Raw genomic sequence first — 23,669 nt, forward strand, 5'->3', positions numbered from 1 at the left:
AGACCCGACAAACGGCAGTGGCAGCAATCTGATTTTTCAATCCTCTATTTGCCAGTAAGCCCGCACTGGAGAAACAGATTGGACAAAATGCCGGTTTTGCCAGGACCATACCCCGGATGGGTCGTCCCCCGCATAGTGAATGGCTGCATTGGGCATGAGCCCGGCCAGAAAAGCCCGCTCTGCAGTCACGAAACTGGCTGGCGCGAAAGCCAGTTTTACCTGCCGAAAAGACAAAGACCCAACTTTTCCGAAGCGCTGTAGCGTAGCCAAATCCATGTCTCCCAGAATCAGCAGATCAGGACCTGCTCCCCAGGATAAAATACAGGGCTGGACGGCTTTACCCAAATCCACAAAATGCATTCCAGCAGGCGCATCAGAGGCATTTGCGCGACAAACAGAAAGCGCTCCGATATTTTGCGGGTAGTTCCTTGCGCCTGGCGGCCCCCACTGATGTATTGCCGATAGGGCGGGCAAGGGTGTGGAAATATCGGTGCGCACCCAGTCCGAGACCCGGGTCAGTCCTTTTTGCTGCAAAACTGCCGAAAGTCCCTGACCGGCTTCACGCCGCGTAGCAGATTTCCAGAGATTGGCCGTCACCACGCCGCTATGCTGGGCTTTTTGCCAAAACAGGACCATACCGGATTGCACCGGGAGATTGCGCAGCTCAAAATTCGTATTCCCTTCAGCGGGCACCAGAAGTGGCACCAGTCCGAGTAGTGCCAGAGGGCGACCGGGCCAACCTTTGGGAAGAAAGAAAATACTGAGTCCGGCTGTCGCTGCCAGTAAAGCCCAGATCCGCCCTGTGCCCGTCCGCACCTGGGCAAAAGGAATATGGAGCAAGGCGCTGAGGAGCGCCGTAATCCCGTCCATCTGCACGGCCACCAGGCGAAAAAGTATCCGACTGAGCCATTCCATATCCATCAGCGCCAGAAGGGTTCCCAACAAGGCAAGAGGAACCGCCAGCAGCTCGACCAGAGGAATCACCAGAATATTGGCCAGCGGCGAAACCAGTGAAATCTGCCCGAAAAGGCCCGCCAGGATCGGCAGCAAGCCAATAAATACAGCCCATTGACTGCGCAGCAGGGTACGCCAGCCCCCTTCCCCATAGCCCACCGCCACCAAGGCCGCTACCGCCCCCAGAGAGAGCCAGAAACCAACATCCACCATAGCTCCGGGGTTCCCTAAAACAATCAGCAGCGCGGCCAGAGCCAAGCCCTGCCAGGCCTGATGCGACCTGCCCAGCAACCAGGCTATTGCCGCTGCGCTGATCATCCAAGCAGCGCGTTCGCCGGGAATCTGCATACCCGCAAAACTGGCGTAAGCCCAAGCGGCTGGGATGCTGGCGAGTACTCCCGCCATTTGTGCCGGCCAACGCGTTACCAGCCAGGGGATACGCCGCCAGCCCCATTGCACCAGCCACAAAATCAGACCAGCGACTACCGCCACATGCGAACCGGAAATCACCAGCAGATGGGCCGTACCCGTATCCCGGTAAACCTGCCAGATTTCCGGGGAAAGCTGGTTACCCACCCCCACGCTGAGGGCCTGGACGAATCCGGCTGATTCACGGTCCAGGGCCATGTTGGTCGCCTGCAGCACGGCCTGGCGGGCAGCAGCAATCTGATCACCCAGATTCCACAAAGAAGGGGGCAACAGTCGGGCATTTTCGATGCGTGCCACGCCCCCAATACCCTCCCAGAAGCGCTTACGGTCAAGATCCGCAAAGGGACTTTTGGGCAAAGTGCTGAGTGCTTCACTATGCAATTGCAGCTGCCAACGCTGACCCACCACAGGCAGTTCAGGAAGGGATCCATGAATCTGCAAAATGACGGGATGTTTTCCGGCAGGAGACTCGCCCGACCAACGCTCGGGAGTCAGTTGAAAGCGATAATCGCGCCCGCCCAATTGGGGAATGGAGCTGATGCGTCCCTCCACCGAAAAAGTCCGGGCGCTGGTCCAATGCACGGCGAGGCGCGACTCAGCCTGCCAGATTCCCCAAGAGAAAGCCGCCGCAGCCAGAGTCAACAACACCCCATGTCGCCATTTCCAGGCAAGGGGCAATGACACAAGGCATAAGAGCAAGGAAATCCACAGCGGGGGTAACTGCCGAAAACTGTGAAAAAGCCCCATTCCCAGACCAGCAGCCAGCACCACCAGAACCAAAGACGGCCAGGATTTGGTTCCAGGCAAGAGCTTGGCTACACTAGGGCGAATATTGTTGTGGAAATATCCCATTGCGCCTACCCGCATTTGTCCGCCTTCCCACCCGTGAGGAAATCCTCAAAAAACGTCCCCTCGGACGTTTTACCCATTATCTGGCGCGCCCGGTGCTCTGGCACCCGCATCGCCATAGTGTCGCCCGTGCTGCCGCCATTGGGACTTTTATTGGAAGCCTGCCTTTTTTTGGGCATTTACTCAGCATCACTTTGCTCTGCCTCTGGCGCAGAGCCTATATTCCCATCGGCTGGGTTATGCCCTGGGTGGTCACGGGTCCGTTGACTATCATACCGTTTTTTTTCGCTTGTTATGAATTCGGTTTCTGGCTACTCACCCAGTTAGGCATCGCACCTGCCATCACCATTCATTATCATGATATTCATCAAATATTTCATGGTGATATCGGCATCATGGCGATGGGGGACCGACTCTGGCATGCCTACCTGGTTACCTGGATAGGCAGCCTGATACTGGGGGCAGCCCTCGCCCTGATTACTTATTTTGGCATCATGCAGGGCTGGCGCATCTGGGTGATCTGGCGCCTGCACCGCAGACGGCTGCGTCAGAGCAGAGTGGGTTAAAAACGCACGTTAACAATTTTTTGACGCACCAATTTAAGACCAATTGTCATTGCCGAAGAAGCAATTACCAGGCTTGCCAATCCCTGAACAACAAGCATCCAGGAATTTTCAGACGTTTCAAAGAGGAGCCATACGGATAACAATGCTGACACAGAAAAGAAGATAAAAATCATAAAATTAAAGTATAAAAATCGTGAAGGCATCCTCATCGACACTGCGCCAGGATTCAACGAACTCACAAATCTGAAAGATATTTTCTGTTTAAGTAAAAACATACCCGCAATCCCAGAAAATATAAAACCAATCGATATCGCCAGTGCGGGGAAAACAATATATTGGTTGACGATATTTTCTAATAACTTTAAAAAATAGTTGACAACAGGAATGAGGGACAGCACTATAAAAATACTGAATGAGACCATATCGCCGTAGATGCGTCCAATTTTTAAGAAAACATCTTCAGAGTTAGAATTATCTATTATTATATAAACCGGGACTAAGAAATTAGTGGTAAGATAAGTGATATCATTTTTTCTCTTTAAATTAAAAAACAGATTGCCAAACATGATAATCTCCTTTTGGGTCGATCGCTATCTCAATAGGCAAACTGCGATCTAGCATAGCCGGGTGAGGCATGCCAATGAAATTTATGTAAACACAAAAAACCATCCTCCATGATATCTTTACTTGTTAATCCTGTTGATCCATATTTTTATTAAGCCAAAAATAATACGAAGCATCAACAACACAATGATAGCAACCCAGCATATGATTACATATGCTGGCAAGCTTCCTGAAGGCCATAAAAAATAAATTATAAATGCTCCACATAAAAGCAGCACAAAACTTATTAATCTATTTCTAGGATTGTCGGCCATACATGCTCCATTACAGCACATGGAATTTATAGCATCGAAAAACTCTCTCGGTCAAATCAAACTGACTATAGTTTTTCATTGCTGTTCATTGGATGCGAGCCTCCTATCACTACGACGTTTCGAAATCATTGAGTATTTCCGTTTTCCCCACAAAACAGTCCGCCTTATCAACCACCCAATTAAAACAAGAAAGAAAGCTAAAAGTGGCATCACAAAAAGTCCATCACGAAATCCAGCACCTCCAATTCCATTTAATGTGTATGGAAACATGATATTAAATTGAAATAATGACATCTTAAAATATACGTCAATCAAAAGTACCGAAAGAAAAGCGAGCACATAAATAACTCCCGCCTCGAATCCGAGAGTCCCTATAAGCATTAGAAACAATATAAATCCTATTGATAGTACAATACTACCATGAAACCCAATGCTATCATGATTGGTTGATGCAGTTACGTATGGATAAGAGCAGCAAGAAAACAATATAACAAAAAAAAAAGATAAAATCAGCGTATTTTTAAGCCAGTTTTTAATAAACATCTTCCTACGGATTATAAGTATCACCAGCGATACAAGCGCAGGAATTCCAAAACCAACAGCCGCGTTTAACTTATCGGCCTTACTATAAAAAAATAATAAATTTTCTATCGCGGCAATTATAAAGCTATTTTTTTCTAGAAAAATAATATTAGCAGTAATAAAATTTGAGCCAAACTGTCGCCTCATCTCATGAGGAATATGAGTATTTCTCACATAATCTATGTAAGTCTTTTGCTCAAGCGTAGTAACTATTAAAAAAGATTCGTCCTTTACGTAAATGTTAACATGCTTTCTTTTTAATATTTGATTCGTCAATTTTTGGCGATAAACCAGGGTACTGAAATAGGTGCTTGAATAAGCAAACAATAAAGCGTTTAACAACATTAGTATTGCTAATAATATTTTATATTTAGTTTTACAACAGTTATCCGATAACGAATGGAATTTGCGGGCAATTTGTGATAAATAATTATAGGCCCGTGAATATCGTTGGGATAAAAAACGCTGCATTGATTTGATTCCCTCAGCCAAACCGCAAAACCCAAGGCAGCCGACACCACACACCCGGCTTCAACAACATGACTTCCCTCATGCTGGGTAAAACGCTTTTCCAGCTACCCACTAGAATTGTCGGAGAACCTTGCCCGAGGTACTCTCACAACCCCGTAGTTGAGGCCAGACAAACTAAATTTTGTTGTGCCCTATTTCCCGCAAACCCCTCCTGACTGATGGCATAAGCCTGACTGACCAGCTTATAGAGGTCGGGATACTGTTCCGGGCTATACACCAAATGGGCCAGTGCCATGTGGTAGGTCACCTGCAATTGCCCGGCACTGAGGGGGTCAATGGTTTCGGTAAATCCCCCGGCGGCATTCTTGACCTGTTCCGTGTGTTTCTGCACTTTCCAGGAGAAGCCCTTGGGCAAGGTCACCACCGTGCTCCATTCGCCATGACCGTAGGGCATGAACGCTGGATATTTGACCGTGGGACTGCTGAGCCGGGCGGTCAGGTTGCGCAGGGAAGCGGTATTCAGGCCATAGTGCAGATGAATGCGCGTGCCATTACTGAGGAGCACGCCAGGTGCCGTCTGCCAGTTTGCGTGAATGATGAAGGGTTCGTTCAGACTATGGGTGGAAGAGGTCTTCAGGGAACTGCTCTGGGCCATGACACCGGTTCGAGCCAATGCCTGATGCAGGACGGCTCCATATTCACTCATGGGTACACGGGCCAGCAGATCTTTCCAGATCCAGGCGCCATAACCCGTCAGGTGCAGAGATTCGCTGGCGTCCAGACTGCCATCCGCGTGGACGCTGACTTGCTCCGTGCCGGTCATGCCACTGGCTGCGGGACTATCGCCGGGGGTAGTGGCCATTTTTGAGTGATCGCTCACCAGGATGACCGGATGGTAGACATCCGGAAAAGGAATGGTGCCCATGGGGGCGTAACCCGAGGTGGCATCCAGATAGAGATCATACTGAGGGACATAGACGATGACATGATTGAAGCGCTGGAGATTGGCGACTTTCTGCAGACCGAAATCGTTTCCAGCCCGAATAATGACCGGCTGGGCTTCAATATGGCGGGCTTGCAACAGGGCCACCAATAAAGCGGCAGCGGCCTTACAGTCGCCATAGCGCTGTGTCAGGGTTGTATCTGCCGGATAGGGTTTATAACCACTCAATCCCGTTTCCACGCCCACCCAGCGGATATGATGGACGGTCCAGTCATAAAGGGCTTGTACCGCTGCCTTACCCGTTTTATCGCCGGCGATCTTATCCGCCAGTTTTTGTACTTCCGGCGTTACTTTTTCAGCGGGTTCGGCGTATTTCCAGTAGGCATCACCAATAGCTTCCCAGTTGGGGAAGGTGCTGAGCGTGAAGGTCGGGCTGATCTGATAGGGACTCACGGCATTGGGCTGCAAATGCTCGGGATGCGCCTGTTTGAGCGTGGCGCTGATGGTCTGGGTATTCCCCTGAATACTGTGGGTGTCCTGATAAGCGCCGGAGCCGGCCCAGTACAGTTTCATATCCGCCGGAGCATGGACCACAATGTGGACCTGTTCGGCTTGCAGGAAATACGGGACCGTATGGCTGATACTGACCTGATTCGGGAAATACGGTTTTTTGAAATCTTCCTGCCAGTCTGAAACCAGATCATCCCCCACGGCCACATGGGGAAACACCACCGTGATCGCCTTGGCGTCACTAAATTCCGGCGCATCGGCGACTACCGGCAGGGTCCGGGTATAAATCCTATTTTTATCAACAACGTATTTTTTACCGGAAGGACTGAGAGTATAAGCCTTGTTGACCTGCAAATCCGCCATTTTGGCCGGGTACTTTTTATGGAACTGGGCAAGACTCTGGACGCCGAAGTGGCTGAGCGGCGAAATAATCTCGTGAATCCGGGCGGTGTAACTGCCATTGGGGTGGAGGTTGTAGGTGGCATCATAAGCTACAATCTTGAAAGGCAGGCCCTCGGTGGCCGCCTGGGCACTGGAAAAGGCGCTGAAACCCAGCACACTGATAGCGACTGCCAAAGGTAGTTTACGAATGGATAGCATTGCGGCTCCTCATTTCGGCTAATGCCGATAGTTTGCGGGCTAAAACCTACATGTTGAATGAACCATAACACAGCTATGTTACAGTTTTATGAATCCTTGCTTGACATCTGTCACAAAATGAGAATTGATTGCCCAGGGGCGGCGAGCAGAAGCCCCGTAATGGGGAGATGTCCCACACGTTCTTTCAGGACCCGACAAATGCAGGCGCCTCTTGTCAACTCTCAGGATGCTTATGGGTAGCAGGATGATTTCCTGCCAATCCAAAACCGTCTAATATTAGCGTTAAGGACCGAGTGGATGGCCAAGTGGATGTTTGTCCCGCACCGATGCTCGATACCCAGAGGAGTACCAGCAATGCATTCCGTCTTACCTTCTATCAGAAGTAATGGCATAGGAGATCAGAGAGTTAAACGGCAGCGTTGCATTTCAAAATTGAAACCGTCAAGCTTTAAGAGGCTTTAATCATGACCAACAACCTTGAAAACCTCCTCCTGGAGCATCTTCGCGCCATTCGCTCGGAACAGTCTGCTATGCGCGACGACATCCGCGAAATAAAATCAAGGCTGATCAGCCTTGAACGGACAATGGCAGGCAACTATGCGGATATTGTTGATCAACACGTAAAATATGATCGGATCACTGAACGCCTGGAGCGCATTGAGCGCCGCCTCGAACTCTCCTGAAAGACCATAAAATGAGCGGCAGCTGCTTTTGGTCCCATAACGACTCAAATCAAGCAGCAGCCGGGTCCACCATACCACTCAAAATAGAGAAGGGCTGGGGAATGCATGAAAAGGGAAATAATAAAAGCCTTATGTGGCCGCAAGAAATTCAAATTGATCCATCGCTAAGTATTACTGTGCTGGCGGTTGGACACACAGAAAAAATCTTTGCTTTGATTGATGAAAACAGGGAATATCTAGCCCGTTGGCTCCCGTGGGTTGATGAAACCCGTTGTGTTGATGATACAAGGAATCATATCCTGAAAGCTCCTGTTCAGCTTCAGCAGGGAACGGATGTTAATTACGTCATTAAATTCAATCATGCGATCGTGGGACGTGTAGGTTTTCATTATGTTGAACCGTTTTCGGGCGCTGGCCGATTGGGATACTGGTTGAGCGAAGAAAGCCAGGGGCGAGGAATCATGTCACGAGTCTGTAATTCTTTAACAGAAGAGGCTTTATGTCGCCAAGGTATTCGTCGTGTGGAAATTCGATGCGCAGTCGAAAATAGCCAGAGTCGGCGCATTCCCGAACGTCTTGGCTACCGTTTTCATGGGTTTCGCAAGGAGGCTGAATGCCTGCGAGGGCGGTACGTTGACCATGCCGTGTACTTTGCGGAATGGGATTGGTGGGTTAGCTCCTGCTAGAAGCCGGATCGTTCCAGATCCCAGATGCTTTTCCTCACGCAGCAAACTGATTATCCTCACAGGACAAGCCAACATAGGGGGGGTGTCCCATGGCTACGGCAAGACAGCTTGATCAATCCACAACGAGTTTGTATGAACAGGATTTCTTTATCCAAGGACAGCGTAGAGAACTCGCAAGACTTATAAAACAATCTCCCAGCCTGAAAGCTTTCATTCCTGAAGTTCTGAATGAGCTTTGGCAGGATGCCCGCGAGGATGCGGAAATAGAGACCGGGATGCCAATTCAAACCTTCCCTAAATCCTGTCCGTGGGATACAAACGAACAAATACTCAATAAAACCTGGTGGCCAGAATGAGCAGATGCACCGTAATGACTCATAATCTGCCCTCCTGGGTAGCAGGGAAACCGAGTAAAACCGGGCGATCTGCCGTTCGGGGTTTTGGGGCCACGAGACAGAATGGTGCATTCTGTCTCGAAACAAAATTTTTACTGGGGGTCCATGCTCGTGGAAATAATATTAGAATCAGTAATCACTTGTCCTAAATGCGGGCATCAAGAAACAGAAACGATGCCAACGGATGCATGCCAATGGTTTTATGATTGCAAAAACTGCGGTGCAATCCTAAGCCCGAAGGAAGGTGATTGTTGTGTTTTCTGTTCTTTCGGTACAGTTCCCTGTCCACCCATTCAAAAAAACTCCAGCATTTGCTGTACGCCTTAATTTTTGCGCCCACGAAACATAATGGCGCGTTTCGGTTAATAAAATGATCGAAAGTCTCGACAGGTGAAAATGGTGTGGCCTTCTTCGGCACTGCGCTGACGCTGCTGCGCGTCTTCGTGTTGTTTGTGGTCACAGCCCTTGCCGAGATCATCGGCTGCTATCTGCCGTGGCTTGTGATCAAACAGGACAAACCGCTCTGGCTGCTGTTGCCCGCAGCCATCTCGCTCGGTGCCTTCGCCTGGTTGTTGACCCTGCATCCGACCGCCGCCGGGCGTACCTATGCCGCGTATGGCGGCGTGTACATCGCGGTTGCCATTGGGTGGCTTTGGGTGGTGGAGGGAATACGCCCAAGTTTTTGGGACGTTATCGGCAGCCTTCTTGCCCTGACGGGTATGGCCGTTATTATGTTCGCACCCAGAAGCTAACGCGCTCGCAATCAACAGGTATTTTCGATTGCAAGCCGTTACACTTATGGTGAAGGCGCTTTTGAAGATCGCAGTAACACTCAAAAAAGGAGAGATGCCGTGAATAGAAGACAGTTGTTAAAGTCGATATTGTCGGCACTGGCTGTGGCAGGTTATGTGCAGGCAGACCGAGCTAGTGCCTCGGGTATGGGCGGCATGATGGGAAACATGATGGGTGATAATGCGCCTGACCACGAAGGCATGCGTGCCATGATGTCACCGGAGAATCGTGGACCCATGCGTACCGGGATGGAGTTGTTCCAGGTCCATGCAGAGGTACATCGCAAAGTGACTTTTCTGCCCAATGGAATACATGCGGTCACGATTTCGGCCGAGCCACATACGGTTGCTTTACTCCAGGCGCATGTGACCCAGATGTATCAGCGCCTGGCGGAAGACCAACCTTTCCCTTATCCGGCCAGTCGAAGCGTTCCCGTCATGTTCGCTCATCCAACGCTATACCAGCGAAAACTGGACTATCTCAAGGATGGGGTGGCGGTGACAGAAACGTCGTCAGATCCAGAAATGATCCAGGTGATTCATGCCCACGCACGTGAAATTACGCGCTTTGTCAAAGAAGGCATGCCTGCGATGATGCGGAGAATGATGTCCTCATGAGACGCAGGGATGCGGACTCAATGTCCAATATATAGATATAGGATATTCTTGGCCGGCAACGGTGGGATGCAGGGTCAACAACCAGGCGAAGACCCCAAGCGAGATAGCTGCGGGCAACAACAGCCAGATTTGTATTATTGAGACCATCGGATTGATAATCCGATGGTCTATCCAGATAAAAACCAGCAGTAAAAGGCGTTTTAGCCTGCGCCATGCCGTGATTATTGGCGCCTTGCCCAAAATGCGCCCAAGTGCCCCGAAAACACCCGTTAATTGCGAGCACGCCGTGTTTGGTTGCAAGCCGCTACACCTGCTTAGCTGAAAAGCTCGCTGAGTGAGCCAAGCCGTGCAAGTTTGAGCGTATGGGTATTCGACTTGCGGTAGATCAGTAGCAAGTCGGGCTTCACATGACATTCCCGATAACCTGCCCAATCGCCGCTATGATGAAGACCGGTCAATCGCCCGCATGCAGGTCTGCCATCAGATCATCAACGCTGGCGAAGCGCTTCCCTTTCCCGGCCTCCAGCTCGGCAATGGCCTTGCGGGTGGTCGTATTAGGTACCTTTACCTCGAAAGGCAAACGGCGCTCATCGGCTATGCGCAACATCAGCAAGCGAATAGCATCAGAGACGGACAGGCCCATCGCTTCGAGGGCTTCGGCGGCGCGTTCCTTAGTGTTAGTGTCGATGCGAGCGCGGACATAGGTATCGGTGGTACTCATGGTGATTTCCCATAAATCGGTTTCAGAGTTTCTAATGTAGTCTTCTTGTGACTACAAATCAAAGGCCGCCGCTGGATCGCCCCCCCCTGCTTCGTTCGTCGGAAATTTCGGCAGTTCATTGGACCATCGGGAATGGATCAGCTTTCAAGTGTCTGCAGTACACCATTCTGCAGGCGCAACACCCGCCCCATATGTGCCGCCAGCGCGGGCTCATGGGTGACAATAACCAGCGCGGTGCCCAATTCCCGGTTCAGGCTGAGCATCAGGTCATGGACACTCTCGGCCGATTCACTGTCCAGATTCCCCGTCGGTTCATCGGCCAGAAGCAAGGCTGGTCGGGTTACCAGGGCACGGGCCAGGGCCACCCGCTGCCTTTCGCCTCCGGACAACATGCCTGGCTTGTGCTGCAAGCGCTCACCCAGACCGACCCGTGCCAGAATTTCTTCGCCCCAGGCCTGCACCGAATGCCGGGGCACCCGACGAATCAGGAGCGGCAAGAGCACATTTTCCAGGGCGGTAAACTCCGGCAACAGGCGATGTAACTGATACACAAAGCCGACACTCTGGTTGCGCAGGCGGCTGCGGGCAGATTCCCGGAGTTTGTAGATTTCCTGACCGAGAATGCGGACCACCCCCCCTGAGGGTTTTTCCAGTCCCCCCATCAGATGCATCAGGGTACTTTTGCCCTGCCCCGATGCGCCGACAATGGCCAGGCTTTCGCCTTTGCGGATTTGCAAATTGATGTCGCGGATGACTTCCAGCTTGTCTCTGCCAATGGCAAAACTCTGACGCAAATGCTCTACGGACAGGACCAATTCATCATTCATAGCGTAAAGCCTCCGCCGGGGCGACCCGTGATGCCCTCCAGGAGGGGTACAAGGTGGCAATCCAGCTCATGATCAGGGCCGCCACAGCTACATGCACCACATCCCAGGGTTCGAGCTTGGAGGGCAACTGACTGATGGAATACACCTCCGGAGAGATGAACTGGGTATGCAGTAATTGTTCAAGGGCGGGCACCAGAGTGGGAATATTCAGGGCCAGCAGGACGCCAAAAAACACCCCCAGCAAAGTCCCGACCAGACCGATCACTGCTCCCTGCACCATGAAAATCAGCATGATACTGCGTGGCGTGACGCCCAGAGTGCGCAAAATGGCAATATCGGTTTCCTTGTCGGTCACCACCATGACCAGGGTCGCCACAATGTTGAATGCCGCCACCGCAATAATCAGGGATAAAATGACGAACATGACCAGTTTTTCCATGCTCAGGGCCTTGAAAAAGTTTTCATGGGTCTGGGTCCAGTCCTGAATATAAAAGGCTGGCCCCAGTTGTTTCTGGAGATGGGCGGCAAAAGCTGGTGCAGCAAAGGGATTTTTGATCTGCATACGCAGGCCGGTCACCCCTTTATCCAGCCCATAAAGGCGCTGGGCATCCCCCAGATTGATGTACGCCATGCCGCTGTCGTAGGCGTAAATACCCACAGAAAACAGACCGACCACGGTAAACTGGCGCAAGGACGGACTCACGCCCAGAGGGGTGACTCCGCCCTGGGGCGAAATCAGGGTGATCTTATCGCCTACGGTGACTCCCAATTGCCGGGCCAGAGCCGTACCCAGCACAATACTCCAGGGATGACTTTGCAGGCTTTGCAGCTTGCCTACTTTCATATCCTTGGCCAGCTTGTCCACTCTCCCTTCCAGAGCAGGATCAATGCCCTCAATCATCGCTCCACTGACCAGACCATCATGGGAAATCAGTGCCTGCGCCTGCACATAGGGTGCCACGCCAGTCACATCCGGCACCCGCGACAAACGTCGGGTAGCGGTCTGCCAGTCCATGACCGGCACCCCGTTGCCCTGAATGATGACATCGGAGGTCACCGCCAGGATCCGCGAACGCAGGGTGTGGTCAAAACCATTCATGACCGCCATGACCGCAATCAGGGCGGCTACCCCGATGACCATTCCGAGGATGGCCGTTCCGGTAATAAAAGAAATGAAATGATTATTTCTTTTGGCCCGGGTATAGCGCAACCCGATCCACAACTCATAAGGGCGCATGATTATTCCGGTCGCAAGTGCGGGAAGAGAATGACTTCACGAATACTGGGCTGATCCGCCAGCAACATGACCAGACGATCAATACCCAGCCCGACACCCGCAGTGGGTGGCATTCCATACTCCAGGGCGCGGATATAATCGGCATCATAGAACATGGCTTCTTCATCACCGGCATCCTTGGCCTCTACCTGGGCGCGGAACCGGGCGGCCTGATCTTCGGGATCATTGAGCTCCGAAAAACCATTGGCCAGCTCTCGTCCGGCAATCATCAACTCAAAGCGGTCGGTCACCTCCGGGTCCAGATCATTACGGCGCGCCAGGGGGCTGACTTCCAGAGGATACTCGGTAATGAACGTCGGTTGCTGCAAATTCCCTTCCACGGTCTTTTCAAAAATTTCGATCAGCCTTTTGCCCCAGCCCCAGGAAGCTTCACAGGGCACGCGTAACTGCGCCAGCTTGGCAGCCAGGACTTCCGGATCACGCAGATCGGCGTCGGCCAGATCCGGATTGTAGGCGCGCACCGACTCGCTCACGCTCATCCGCACAAAAGCCTTGCCCAGATCAATTTCCAGGCCCTGATACTGAATCCGGGTGTCACCCAGGGCCGCTTGTGCCGCAGCGCGAATCAGGGTTTCGGTCAAATCCATGGCATCCCGATAATCGGCATAGGCCTCATACCATTCGAGCATGGTGAATTCCGGATTATGGCGGGTGGAAACTCCTTCATTACGAAAATTACGGTTGATTTCAAAGACCTGCTCAATACCACCCACTACCAGGCGCTTCAGGTAAAGTTCCGGGGCAATGCGCAGGTACAGCGTCATATCCAGGGCATGATGATGGGTCATGAAAGGACGCGCTGTGGCGCCACCGGGAATGACATGCATCATGGGCGTTTCTGCTTCAAAAAACCCGCGCTGGCGCAAGCCTTCGCGGAGAGCGGCCACAGTTTCCGCCCGGATCTGAAACGTCCGGCGGGCCGATTCGGTGACGATGAGATCCACATAACGCTGCCGAAAACGGGTTTCAGGATCACTCAGCCCATGCCATTTTTCCGGCAGGGGACGCAGGGCTTTACTGAGCAATTGCAGACTATGGACTTTCAGGGACAATTCGCCGGTTTTGGTGCGGAACAAAATCCCTTCCACGCCGATAATGTCGCCAAAATCCAGGGCCTTGAAACGCGCATAGTGCTCTTCCCCCAAGGCATCACGACTGACAAAAAGCTGAATACGTCCGGACTGATCCTGAATATCGGCAAAACTGGCTTTGCCCATGACCCGCCGGGTCATCAGACGTCCACCCAGGCGGGCCTGGATCGGCTCCAGCTCCAGCGCCAAGGCATCCATATCGTTATAGCGCGCCTGCAGATCTCCCGCCAGGGCATCGCGCCGAAAGTGGTTGGGGTAGGCCTGTCCCTCATGCCGCCACTGGGTCAGCTTGTCCTGGCGTACCTGCATCTGATCATTCAGTTCCTGATCCACTTTGTTCTCCTCGCGCCAATTGTGCGTGACTGCATTTTATAAGCCGGCCTTCAGTGCCGCTTCGATAAACAGGTCCAGTGCCCCATCCAGAACTTTCTGGGTATCTCCCACTTCGACCCCGGTGCGGAGGTCTTTGATCCGTGACTGGTCAAGCACATAAGAACGAATCTGATGCCCCCAGCCAATGTCACTCTTGCTGTCTTCCAGCGCCTGTTTTTCCGCATCACGCTTTTTCATTTCCATTTCAAAAAGCTTGGAGCGCAACATACGCATGGCTTCGGCCCGGTTTTTATGCTGGGAACGATCCGTCTGACAGGCGACAATAATGCCCGATGGGACGTGGGTAATCCGAATGGCCGAATCCGTCTTGTTGACGTGCTGCCCACCGGCACCACTGGCGCGGTAGGTATCCACCTTGAGGTCTGCTGGATTAATTTCGATTTCAAAGCTGTCGTCAATTTCGGGATAAATGAACACGCTGGCGAAACTGGTATGACGACGATTTCCTGAATCAAAGGGCGATTTGCGCACCAGACGATGCACACCGGTTTCACTACGCAGCCAGCCGAAGGCATGATCGCCCTTGACGTGAATACTGGCCGACTTGATACCCGCCACTTCTCCTTCCGAGACTTCCACCAGTTCCGCAGCAAAACCGTGCTGCTCACACCAGCGCAAGTACATGCGCAAAATCATCTCTGCCCAATCCTGGGCTTCGGTACCGCCCGCCCCCGCCTGAATATCGACAAAGCAATCGGAAGCATCATGCTCTCCCGAAAACATCCGCTGAAATTCCAGTTTTTCGACCATCGCCAGGGCCGTATCCAGATCGGCATCCACTGAAGCCAGCAGTTCCTGATCCTGCTCACTGAGCGCAAGTTCCAGCATTTCGTTACCGTCCGCCAGACTGGCACTCAACTTGTCCATCGGTCCGATGATGGCTTCCAGAGCCGCTCGTTCCCGTCCCAATTCCTGGGCTTTTTCAGCCTGGGTCCAGATGCCCGGATCTTCCAGTTCGCGCTGAACTTCTTCTAAACGGCCACGCTTTTCTTCGAGGTCAAAGATACCCCCTCAGGCCGCTCACCCGGGCCTGGAGATCTTCGTGCAACGCACGCATCTCATTCACTTCTCTCATGATTATTCCTTTTCCAGCGGACTGCGCCGGGATCAAACCCGCGCCAGGCCGTTCACCTAGCACACAAAGCCCATAATTATGCGCAGTTTCGGTGCTGATCTCCAGTGGAGTTTTGACGGTGTTGAGAGCAGGTCATGCCGTTACCCAGTTTTCTACCTGCAAGCCTTCCACCCGGCAAAACTCGCGTTCGTTATTGGTAACCAAAATCCAGCCTTCGGCGCGGGCGTGTGCTGCTATCCTTAAATCATTATTACCAATGGGTTGTCCACAGCTTTCCAGAGCAGGGCGGATCCGCCCATATTGGATCCCAACCTGAGGGGTGAGTTGGGCTACCCGAATGCTCTCCTGCAGATTTTGAATACTGGCCAGGGCCTTATCCCGCGCCTGACTTTTTTTCACCCCCCAGCTTAATTCACCAAGAGTTCGGCATTGAGGTTGACGATGCCCTGGAAATGGCCGAGCAAACCGAAGTGTAACGAAATTGATGTCAACCTTGATATGGTGCAATGATTTCCCTACTATGAAGCCATGACCAACTACTCCGTAGGGGATGACTGGCGTATACGCATCAATGGCCGGGAGCAGCATCCGCTTCCGCACGTCCATGTGCAGTTTCGTGACGGATCCCGTGTGTCGCTGGCCATTGAAACAGGCGCGCTTCTAGTCGGCTATGTCTCGCCCCGAAAGCGATTGGAACCGGTGCGGACCTGGATTGAGGCGCATCGGGATGCCCTATTGACGGAATATCGGAGGTTGAATCCATGAATCAAGCACCCAAAATTGAAACGGCGACGATTACTGGCCTGTTCCAGGTAGAAATCCATTGGTCCACCGGAGAAGTGTTTACCACGGATCTTAAGGATCTTATTGGCCCTTCACGGGCGGAAGATCCCTTTTGTGCACTCCATGATCCGGCTTTCTTCGCTCAGGGGCATACAGATGACTGGGGCGATGGTCTGAGTTGGCCCGGCGGACTGGATCTGGGCGCAGACAGTCTCTATGCCTTGGGGAGGAAACAGGCCGGATTACCAACACGTGAGGATTTCATCCTGTGGATGGAGCGGAACAAGCTCAGCTTAAGCCGTGCGGCGGAAGCCATCGGTATGACTCGGCGCATGATGGCCTACTACAAAAATGGCTCCCGCCCGATACCAAAGACCGTTTGGCTGGCCTGCATCGGTTATGAGGTGATTGAACGCCACGCAGCTTGAATAAGGTGAATAATGGGCGATTTTGCAGCGGAAGCGGTCATTCAGCGGGCTGACTGTCATGATTTTGAAACTCTCTACCATGGCTGAAAAACCGCAGTTAGTGTAGCGCTACAATCTTGATGAATCTTAAGGTTGATCATTAGAGTCAACAGGTTTTTTGCTTAATCCCTGTTAATCAGCGTCATTCGTTTGCCAACTGTCAGCATCAGGTGTTTACCACCGCATCTCGCGGAAAATGAATCATTAATCCGTTGAAATATTATGTGCATTAGCGAAATACCGAGGTTCCAAAAGGGGAACAATCTAAACGCTGATTTCTGCTGAAAAATGGCTAATCACCAGCGCTGTTTGACAACCGTGAAAAACGTGCCTTGGCCGAAGGTGTGCTTACCGACGGCGGAGAGGGCACAACATTTCCTTCCAGTGAGGAGCTGCTCTCCTTAATGCGTGAGGCACATATTCCCAAGAGTTGAGGCTTGAAAAGCGGGTTTGGGTAATACTACTTCTACTGCATTCATGTAGCGACTCGCTGAACCATCACCGGTTTCCCTGCAATAACCACCGCATGGCGGACGCGCAATTGCAAGGACGTCTCGTCTCTGAAGGTATTGGCCTCCAGCTCGAAAGTTACCCGGACAAGCTGCCCCGTTTCCACGGGACACACTCCATCACGAACCGCCCCAAACCAGATGGCATCGAATCGATTTGGCCCGATGCCCAGCAACAATTTGAGGTGGGTGCCATCCCCGACGGGACGCACACTGAGAATCTGACCTTCCGTACAGAAGACGGGCGCCTCCCATTGCCGACCGAAAGGCTCCAACAGCGCGAACTCTTTGAGCAGTTCCAAACTTGGGAGCTGTTCGAGCGCCCCATCACTCAGTATCCGGGGGCCCGGGGTCCACGCTGCCAGGGCACGGGTTGCAGCTGCATTGAAGGCTGTCGCGAAACGATCAAACCCCTCACGTTTCAAGGTGACGCCGCCAGCACCGGCATGACCGCCCCAGGCAACGAAGTCGTCCGGATAGGATTCTGCAATCCCTGCCAGCGCGTTGCGTATATGAAATCCAGGCACGGTGCGCAGCGAAGCGGTGATATGCTCGCTTTCCTGCTTGGGCGAGAAATAGGCAGCAGGCCGTCCATAGGCTTCCACCAGACGGGCAGCGCAGACCCCATGTACGCCCGGATGCCCTTCCGGATCGAACACGGTAATGGCCATAGCCCCGTCCACCGCCTGCTCCTCCGCCAATGGCAGGATACGGCGCAGCATCTTGGATTGGACCCGCTTGCGCTCGCTATTGTGCTCCACCAAAACATGCGCCAGGCGTATGGCTTCCGCCTCGTCGTCGCACATCAACAGGTCGACGGCCCCCAGTGCGCAATCCAGCCTGCCCCGGGCATTGATGATCGGCCCGAAGGTAAAACTCAATGTCGCCGCTGTAATCGGGCCGCTGCAACGAGAGACCTTGTACAGGGCACGCCACACAGGTCGCGCCTCCGGTACGTTCATCAATGCGAGGCCGCGTGTCAGAACCGCACGATTATTCGCCGAGCGGGCCAGATCAACACAATCCGCCATGGTTCCCAGCGCAACCAGGTCGAGGAGACCGCCCAGACGGGGCGCATTGGCCGGAAGGTGCCCCCAGTCGATGAGCTTTTGCCGTACAGCACAGCAGAGTAGCCAGGCCACATGCACGCCCGCGATGTAGGGGTCGGCAAAGCTTGAATCCGTGCGGACGGGATTGACACAGGCGATGGCGGCGTGCGGCGGGCCTTGCTCTGGAACCCCATGGTGGTCCGTCACTATTGTCGTCAGACCATGATCGCGGAGCTTCTTGATGCGATCATGGTCCGAACTGCCCTGGTCCGCAGTAATGACAAGTGCAGGACGCGGTGCCGAGTCCAGAATCCGCTGGGTGACGCTTTCCGATACGCCATACCCTTCCCGCAGGCGATGGCCGATGTAGCTGTGTATCCGGTGTTCGGGCACACCGAAGTAGTCACGCAACGCAAACTTCAGCACCGCGTGCCCGGACGCTCCATCACAGTCGAAGTCCGACAGCAGAATCAACGGCAACCCTTGTTTCACAGCCCTTGCTACAGCCTCAGCGGCGACGTTGATGTCGGGTAAACGGTCTGGTGGATCGAGCGCACTCAGCGGCGGGCGCACAAGCAATCCCACCCTTCCCGCATCCTCATCACCCAATCGACCGGCGATGATACGCGATTGGAGTGGCGTATAACCAGCCGCTACTGCCGCATTAAAAACATCTTGTGACAATGGCCTGTCGATGATTTTTATGGGTTCTGGCATCACGCGCTACTCTTGTTCTGATTGACTCCGTGCAACTTATCGCGCTCCTTTGACCACGCCCGCCTCGGGTATTTTCACAGCCATTCACCAGACTCCCGGAAGCGCATGACCCGGTCGGGCTAGCCTGCGCCAGAAGCGCCAGCGATCAGCACTGCGCAGGGTCAGTCGCTCCACCCCACCATGGGCGAGCACGCCGGTCAAACATTGCAGAGTTCCACCCCGGCGCCAGAAGTTTTGCAGGGCAGGATGCAGCGCCGCGAATGATTTTGCGGCATCGGGATACAACCAGGCTCCGGACCAGACCCAGAGCAGATTATCGGGAAGTTTACCGGCTGCTTGCAGTGCTTTAGGATAAGCGAGCGGTAACCCAAGCCAGGCAGCAGCGGCCTGCAGATAATCGGCCTCCGCCGCCAAACTTTGCCACTTTGTCAGCGGACGCTGTTCCGGCAAGCAACCCTCCCCCCAGGCCCAGAACAAACACCAGGATTCCATTCCCACTGCATGGATATCCTGATTGACGGGATGGGCCGCCAGAAACATCTGCAATTCATTGAGAAAGGCATTCCAGCGCCGGGCATCCGCCCCGGTGACCTGCAAAGCCAGAGGCTCACGGCCCCACACCTGTTCCGGATCAGGACAGTGCAGATCGGGACTTGTACTGCTCAGCACATACCAGCGCCGCGCTCCACGCTTTAAAATCCAGGGTGTTTCTGCCAAAAATTCGACCGCAGCGTCAAACAACGCCACCGCATCACTTTCTTCCAGACCCGGCAACGGCTGCAATACCGCCCGCCCTGCCTGACCGCGAAAAGCTACCGGCTCCAGAGCAATGACCCAATGTCCGGCGGTATTTATCCCTTCGGCTTCTGCCAGGAGCGCCGCCGCCGGGAGTGCTCCGGCAAATCCCAGCAAACGACCGGCCACTTCCAGAGAAGATTCCGCTACCAATCGGGTGCGCTGCCCACGCCCCCAGTAGCGCGGTAATACTGCGCCCAGGTCCTCCTCCGGCATGCCGTGCAACCCCGACAGCCAGAGGCAGACATCGGCCATCAGCGATCCAGTATGGCGCGCTGTACCGCATCCAGAGTGGCATTGACGGTCACCACCTCGCCGCCCTGGGAAATGGCCGTGTCGGGATCCTTGAGACCATGTCCGGTAAGCGTACAAACCACCGTAGCCCCCGCCTCGATTTTTCCGGCGCGGGCAGCAGCAACAACGCCCGCCACCGAAGTGGCGGAGGCAGGCTCACAAAACACGCCTTCAAATTTGGCTAACCAGCGCTGGGCTTCGAGGATTTGAGCATCGCTGTGGCTGCCAAACCAGCCACCACTTTCTTCCTGCACCCGATGCGCCTGATCCCAGGACATGGGATGCCCGATACGAATGGCCGTCGCAATGGTTTCCGGATTTTTCACAAACTCACCGGCCATAAACGGCGCGCTGCCCTCTGCCTGAAAACCGAGCATCTTCGGACGTTTTCCGGGTTTGCCATGACCATAGCGACACACCCCGTTGCAGAATTTGCAGGCCGTGGTCAACACCTGAGAGACATCAGCACGGCCATCGGTGGCTTCGCAATAACCCATCCAGTGCGCGGTAATATTACCCGCATTACCTACTGGCAATACGTGATAATCAGGCGCCTCGCCCAAGGCCTCGATAATTTCAAAGGCAGCGGTTTTCTGTCCCTGCAGACGGTAGGGGTTCACGGAATTGACCAGGGTAATGGGCGCATTGGCAGCCACTTCCTGCACAATCTGCATGCCTTCGTCAAAATTGCCGCGAATTTGCAAGACCAACGCGCCGTGCATCATGGCCTGAGATAACTTGCCCAAAGCAATTTTCCCTTCCGGGATCACCACAAAAGCCTGCATTCCGGCCCGCGCAGCATAGGCCGCTGCAGCCGCAGAAGTATTTCCCGTAGAAGCGCAGATGACCATCTCACTGCCATCTTCCTTGGCCTTGGTCACCGCCATGGTCATGCCCCGATCCTTGAAAGAACCGGTGGGATTCAGCCCTTCGAATTTGAGAAACAAGCGGATATCCACCCCCAATTGGCGCGGAAGATTCAGACATTCGATGAGCGGTGTATTCCCCTCACCGAGGCTGACTGCCTGGGTATCCGGGGCCAGAGGCAAAAAATCACGGTAACGATCAATAATACCGGTGTAACGCGTCATAACTAATTCCTGAAGCAATAAAAAATGGATTCGGAAAGCGGATTCACTGTTCGGCCAGACTTTCGACACGCAGCCGTAAAACGGGACGAGCCACTACCGGAAGGGCTTCAATCCGGCGGATAGCCTGCTCCAGATCGCCTTCACGGCAACGGTGCAGCAACAGAACGATAGGAACCGTATCGGCTTCCGGCGATTCTTTTTGCAGCAAAGCCTCAATGGAAATCTGGTGTTCCGCCAGCATGGTCGCCACCTGGGCTAAAACACCAGCACGATTATGGGCATGAATGCGCAAATAGTAAGCGCTCTCCACTTCGGCCATGGGCAGCAGCGGCAAGGCACTCAAGGCATCCGGCTGAAAGGCCAGATGCGGCACGCGGTTGCTGGGGTCGGCCGTCATCGTCCGGGCCACATCCACCAGATCAGCCACCACCGCGCTGGCCGTAGGATCACCGCCCGCACCGCGCCCGTAATACAGGCTCTGTCCGGCCGCATCGCTTTCGACGAGAATGGCGTTGAAGGGTCCTTCGACATTGGCCAGCAAATGACTTTCGGGAATCAGGGTCGGATGAACGCGCAGTTCCACACCATCGGCGCGACGCCGGGAGATACCCAGCAGCTTGATGCGATAACCGAGTTCTGCTGCATACACCACATCATCCCGCTCCAGAGCACGAATGCCCTCGACATGGCAGTGAGCGAAGTCCACCGGGATGCCGAAAGCGATGGAGGCCATCAGCGTGATTTTGTGGGCTGCATCTCCCCCGTCCACATCCAGTCCGGGGTCCGCTTCGGCGTAGCCCAGGCGCTGGGCCTCGGTCAGCGCCTGCTGAAAATCCCAGCCTTCACGGAACATCTGGGTCAGAATATAGTTACTGGTGCCGTTGATGATACCCGCCAGCCATTGAATGCGGTTACCTGCCAAACCTTCGCGGATGGCTTTGATAATCGGAATGGCTCCGGCTACGGCTGCTTCAAAGGCCACCATCACCCCCTGTTGCTGGGCGGCGGCAAAAATTTCGTTACCATGTTCAGCCAGCAGGGCTTTATTGGCTGTCACCACATGCTTGCCTGCGGCAATAGCTGCCAGAATCAGTTCCCTGGCCAGCCCCGTACCGCCCATGACTTCCACCAGCACATCCACTTCCGGATCGCGCACCACGGCCCAGGGATCGGTGCTGATCCGCGCCTGCAGGTCCAATGCTTCCAGACGCGCCGGATTACGCACCGCAGCATGGACTACCCGTAAATCCCGACCGACCCGACGGGTGATTTCTTCGGCATTACGTGCCAGCACCCGCACCGTGCCCTGACCGACAGTGCCCATTCCCAGAATACCAATACGCACAGGATCCATGCTGTCGCTCATCATAAATCCTCACGGAACATTTGTTTGATTCCACGGATGGCCTGACGGGTACGATGTTCGTTTTCCACCAGACCAAAACGCACATATTCGTCACCCAGTTCACCAAAGCCAATACCGGGACTGACCGCCACCTTGGCCCGGTCCAACACCAGCTTGGAAAACTCCAGCGAACCCATTTTGCGCAGATTTTCCGGAATACGCGCCCAGACAAACATGGTTGCCATGGGCTTTTCCACCACCCAACCTGCTGCATCCAGCCCCTCGCAAAGCACATCGCGGCGTTGTTCATACATCAGGCGAATGTCTTCCACACAATCCTGAGGACCTTCCAGTGCCGTAATGGCCGCCACCTGAATGGGGGTGAAGGTGCCGTAATCCAGATAGCTTTTCATGCGCGCCAGGGCACCCACCAGCTTGGGATTACCTACGGCAAAGCCGACCCGCCAGCCGGGCATGTTATAGCTCTTGGACAGTGTGAAAAATTCCACCCCCACATCTTTGGCCCCCGGCACCTGCAAAAAGCTGGGCGCCTTATAGCCATCAAAGACGATGTCAGCATAAGCCAGATCATGCACCACCCAGATGCGATGCTCCTTGGCAAACTCCACAATCCGCCTGAAGAAATCCAGATCGACCACCGCTGCCGTCGGATTATGCGGGAAATTGATGACCAGCATTTTCGGCTTGGGCCAGGCGGCCTTGACGGCCTTTTCCAGTTCTTCGAAAAAATCCACGCCCGGCAGCATCGGCACATGGCGCACGTCTGCGCCGGCAATCACAAAACCGTAGGGATGTATGGGATAAGTCGGACTGGGAACCAGCACCGTATCCCCGGGGCCCATGGTAGCCAGGGCCAGATGCGCAATACCTTCCTTGGAGCCAATGGTCACTATGGCCTCTGATTCAGGATCAAGAGCCACCCCGAAGCGCTGTTCGTACCAGGTCGTGATAGCGCGCCGCAGCCGGGGAATACCCCGGGATACGCTGTAACGATGGGTATCCCCGCGCTGGGCGGTCTCGCAGAGCTTATCGACAATATTCTGGGGCGTGGGCTGGTCGGGATTTCCCATACCAAAGTCGATAATATCCTCACCGCGCTTACGGGCCTGATTTTTCAGGTCAGTGACAATATTAAACACGTAAGGGGGCAAACGGCGGATACGTTCAAAATCACTGTTCATGGGACACAGGCCTTCAAGGGTTGTCGTGAATACCGAAACCGAAGAACAATAGAGAGGC

General features: G+C 53.7%; 25 protein-coding genes. 9 read left to right on the forward strand and 16 right to left on the reverse strand.

The window, feature by feature from the left end; all coding sequences use genetic code 11:
• Nucleotides 1–36: 36 nt before the first annotated feature.
• Nucleotides 37–2,250, reverse strand: coding sequence for a ComEC/Rec2 family competence protein (locus tag GCD22_RS15200; RefSeq protein WP_226852278.1), 2,214 nt, complete (start codon nt 2,248–2,250; stop codon nt 37–39).
• Here GCD22_RS15200 and GCD22_RS15205 point away from each other — a divergent pair.
• On the forward strand, nt 2,235–2,798 hold the full coding sequence (locus GCD22_RS15205; protein WP_010637153.1) for a DUF2062 domain-containing protein: 564 nt from the start codon (nt 2,235–2,237) through the stop codon (nt 2,796–2,798). The two genes, GCD22_RS15200 and GCD22_RS15205, sit on opposite strands and share 16 nt — an antisense overlap.
• Here the strand turns inward: GCD22_RS15205 and GCD22_RS15210 are convergent.
• The 3 genes from GCD22_RS15210 to GCD22_RS15220 all read right to left on the reverse strand — a co-directional run bounded on the left by GCD22_RS15210 (nt 2,795) and on the right by GCD22_RS15220 (nt 6,782).
• A complete protein-coding gene (locus tag GCD22_RS15210; RefSeq protein WP_031568673.1) occupies nt 2,795–3,364 on the reverse strand; it encodes a hypothetical protein in 570 nt (189 codons plus the stop codon). The genes GCD22_RS15205 and GCD22_RS15210 overlap by 4 nt on opposite strands.
• Before the next feature lie 387 nt (nt 3,365–3,751).
• Nucleotides 3,752–4,729 carry a hypothetical protein gene (locus GCD22_RS15215; RefSeq protein WP_140391131.1) on the reverse strand — a complete coding sequence of 326 codons (978 nt, stop codon included), beginning with the start codon at nt 4,727–4,729 and terminating at the stop codon, nt 3,752–3,754.
• A gap of 145 nt (nt 4,730–4,874) precedes the next feature.
• Nucleotides 4,875–6,782, reverse strand: a complete 1,908-nt coding sequence (locus tag GCD22_RS15220; RefSeq protein ID WP_153940860.1) for a DUF3857 domain-containing protein — start codon at nt 6,780–6,782, stop codon at nt 4,875–4,877.
• A 464-nt stretch (nt 6,783–7,246) separates the two neighbouring features.
• Here GCD22_RS15220 and GCD22_RS15225 point away from each other — a divergent pair, with 464 nt between their 5' ends.
• From GCD22_RS15225 to GCD22_RS15250, 6 genes are all read left to right on the forward strand, one after another.
• On the forward strand, nt 7,247–7,465 hold the full coding sequence (locus tag GCD22_RS15225) for a hypothetical protein (RefSeq protein ID WP_024894793.1): 219 nt from the start codon (nt 7,247–7,249) through the stop codon (nt 7,463–7,465).
• 101 nt (nt 7,466–7,566) lie between these two features.
• The gene (locus GCD22_RS15230) at nt 7,567–8,151 is read left to right on the forward strand and encodes a GNAT family N-acetyltransferase (RefSeq protein WP_051690411.1); all 585 of its coding nucleotides are present in this window, start codon (nt 7,567–7,569) and stop codon (nt 8,149–8,151) included.
• A gap of 89 nt (nt 8,152–8,240) precedes the next feature.
• On the forward strand, nt 8,241–8,507 hold the full coding sequence (locus GCD22_RS15235) for a DUF29 domain-containing protein (protein ID WP_031568684.1): 267 nt from the start codon (nt 8,241–8,243) through the stop codon (nt 8,505–8,507).
• Nucleotides 8,508–8,651: 144 nt separating this feature from the next.
• On the forward strand, nt 8,652–8,873 hold the full coding sequence (locus tag GCD22_RS18790) for a GDCCVxC domain-containing (seleno)protein (protein WP_080707715.1): 222 nt from the start codon (nt 8,652–8,654) through the stop codon (nt 8,871–8,873).
• 74 nt (nt 8,874–8,947) lie between these two features.
• Complete coding sequence (locus tag GCD22_RS15245; RefSeq protein WP_010637143.1) at nt 8,948–9,298, forward strand: YnfA family protein; 351 nt, start codon at nt 8,948–8,950, stop codon at nt 9,296–9,298.
• Nucleotides 9,299–9,397: 99 nt separating this feature from the next.
• Entirely contained in the window at nt 9,398–9,955 is a 558-nt protein-coding gene (locus GCD22_RS15250) for a hypothetical protein (RefSeq protein ID WP_176212067.1), read from the forward strand.
• A 314-nt stretch (nt 9,956–10,269) separates the two neighbouring features.
• On the opposite strand, the gene GCD22_RS15260 is transcribed toward GCD22_RS15250, so the two are convergent.
• From GCD22_RS15260 to GCD22_RS18795, 7 genes are all read right to left on the reverse strand, one after another.
• A complete protein-coding gene (locus GCD22_RS15260; protein ID WP_010637141.1) occupies nt 10,270–10,413 on the reverse strand; it encodes a type II toxin-antitoxin system mRNA interferase toxin, RelE/StbE family in 144 nt (47 codons plus the stop codon).
• A complete protein-coding gene (locus tag GCD22_RS15265; RefSeq protein WP_024894798.1) occupies nt 10,410–10,676 on the reverse strand; it encodes a type II toxin-antitoxin system RelB/DinJ family antitoxin in 267 nt (88 codons plus the stop codon). Before GCD22_RS15265 ends, GCD22_RS15260 begins: the two co-directional genes overlap by 4 nt.
• A gap of 137 nt (nt 10,677–10,813) precedes the next feature.
• Nucleotides 10,814–11,503 carry an ABC transporter ATP-binding protein gene (locus GCD22_RS15270; protein WP_081577592.1) on the reverse strand — a complete coding sequence of 230 codons (690 nt, stop codon included), beginning with the start codon at nt 11,501–11,503 and terminating at the stop codon, nt 10,814–10,816.
• Nucleotides 11,496–12,740, reverse strand: a complete 1,245-nt coding sequence (locus tag GCD22_RS15275) for a lipoprotein-releasing ABC transporter permease subunit (RefSeq protein ID WP_031568515.1) — start codon at nt 12,738–12,740, stop codon at nt 11,496–11,498. The genes GCD22_RS15270 and GCD22_RS15275 overlap by 8 nt, the downstream gene beginning before the upstream one ends.
• Nucleotides 12,741–12,742: 2 nt before the next feature.
• On the reverse strand, nt 12,743–14,224 hold the full coding sequence (gene lysS / locus GCD22_RS15280) for a lysine--tRNA ligase (RefSeq protein ID WP_031568517.1): 1,482 nt from the start codon (nt 14,222–14,224) through the stop codon (nt 12,743–12,745).
• 36 nt (nt 14,225–14,260) lie between these two features.
• A protein-coding gene (prfB, locus tag GCD22_RS15285) for a peptide chain release factor 2 (protein WP_139110756.1) occupies nt 14,261–15,359 on the reverse strand; the annotation gives its coding sequence in 2 pieces (ribosomal slippage) (nt 14,261–15,283 and nt 15,285–15,359; 1,098 coding nt in all).
• 132 nt (nt 15,360–15,491) lie between these two features.
• The gene (locus tag GCD22_RS18795) at nt 15,492–15,965 is read right to left on the reverse strand and encodes a PIN domain-containing protein (protein ID WP_319803960.1); all 474 of its coding nucleotides are present in this window, start codon (nt 15,963–15,965) and stop codon (nt 15,492–15,494) included.
• Here GCD22_RS18795 and GCD22_RS15295 point away from each other — a divergent pair.
• Together GCD22_RS15295 and GCD22_RS15300 are read left to right on the forward strand one after the other, a co-directional pair.
• Nucleotides 15,888–16,124, forward strand: coding sequence for a DUF4160 domain-containing protein (locus GCD22_RS15295; protein ID WP_035218775.1), 237 nt, complete (start codon nt 15,888–15,890; stop codon nt 16,122–16,124). The two genes, GCD22_RS18795 and GCD22_RS15295, sit on opposite strands and share 78 nt — an antisense overlap.
• Nucleotides 16,121–16,570 carry a DUF2442 domain-containing protein gene (locus GCD22_RS15300; protein ID WP_153940812.1) on the forward strand — a complete coding sequence of 150 codons (450 nt, stop codon included), beginning with the start codon at nt 16,121–16,123 and terminating at the stop codon, nt 16,568–16,570. The genes GCD22_RS15295 and GCD22_RS15300 overlap by 4 nt, the downstream gene beginning before the upstream one ends.
• Nucleotides 16,571–17,084: 514 nt before the next feature.
• Here GCD22_RS15300 and GCD22_RS15305 read toward each other — a convergent pair.
• The 5 genes from GCD22_RS15305 to alaC form a co-directional block, all read right to left on the reverse strand.
• Nucleotides 17,085–18,884 carry a single-stranded-DNA-specific exonuclease RecJ gene (locus GCD22_RS15305; RefSeq protein ID WP_031571339.1) on the reverse strand — a complete coding sequence of 600 codons (1,800 nt, stop codon included), beginning with the start codon at nt 18,882–18,884 and terminating at the stop codon, nt 17,085–17,087.
• Nucleotides 18,885–18,968: 84 nt separating this feature from the next.
• Nucleotides 18,969–19,934 carry a hypothetical protein gene (locus tag GCD22_RS15310; RefSeq protein ID WP_031571336.1) on the reverse strand — a complete coding sequence of 322 codons (966 nt, stop codon included), beginning with the start codon at nt 19,932–19,934 and terminating at the stop codon, nt 18,969–18,971.
• Complete coding sequence (thrC, locus tag GCD22_RS15315) at nt 19,934–21,064, reverse strand: threonine synthase (RefSeq protein ID WP_031571334.1); 1,131 nt, start codon at nt 21,062–21,064, stop codon at nt 19,934–19,936. Before thrC ends, GCD22_RS15310 begins: the two co-directional genes overlap by 1 nt.
• A 43-nt stretch (nt 21,065–21,107) precedes the next feature.
• On the reverse strand, nt 21,108–22,418 hold the full coding sequence (locus GCD22_RS15320) for a homoserine dehydrogenase (protein WP_024894807.1): 1,311 nt from the start codon (nt 22,416–22,418) through the stop codon (nt 21,108–21,110).
• An 11-nt stretch (nt 22,419–22,429) separates the two neighbouring features.
• Nucleotides 22,430–23,611, reverse strand: coding sequence for an alanine transaminase (alaC, locus tag GCD22_RS15325; RefSeq protein ID WP_031571331.1), 1,182 nt, complete (start codon nt 23,609–23,611; stop codon nt 22,430–22,432).
• Between the last annotated feature and the right edge of the window lie 58 nt (nt 23,612–23,669).

The sequence above is a fragment of the Acidithiobacillus thiooxidans ATCC 19377 genome, from assembly GCF_009662475.1.
GTDB lineage: Bacteria > Pseudomonadota > Gammaproteobacteria > Acidithiobacillales > Acidithiobacillaceae > Acidithiobacillus > Acidithiobacillus thiooxidans.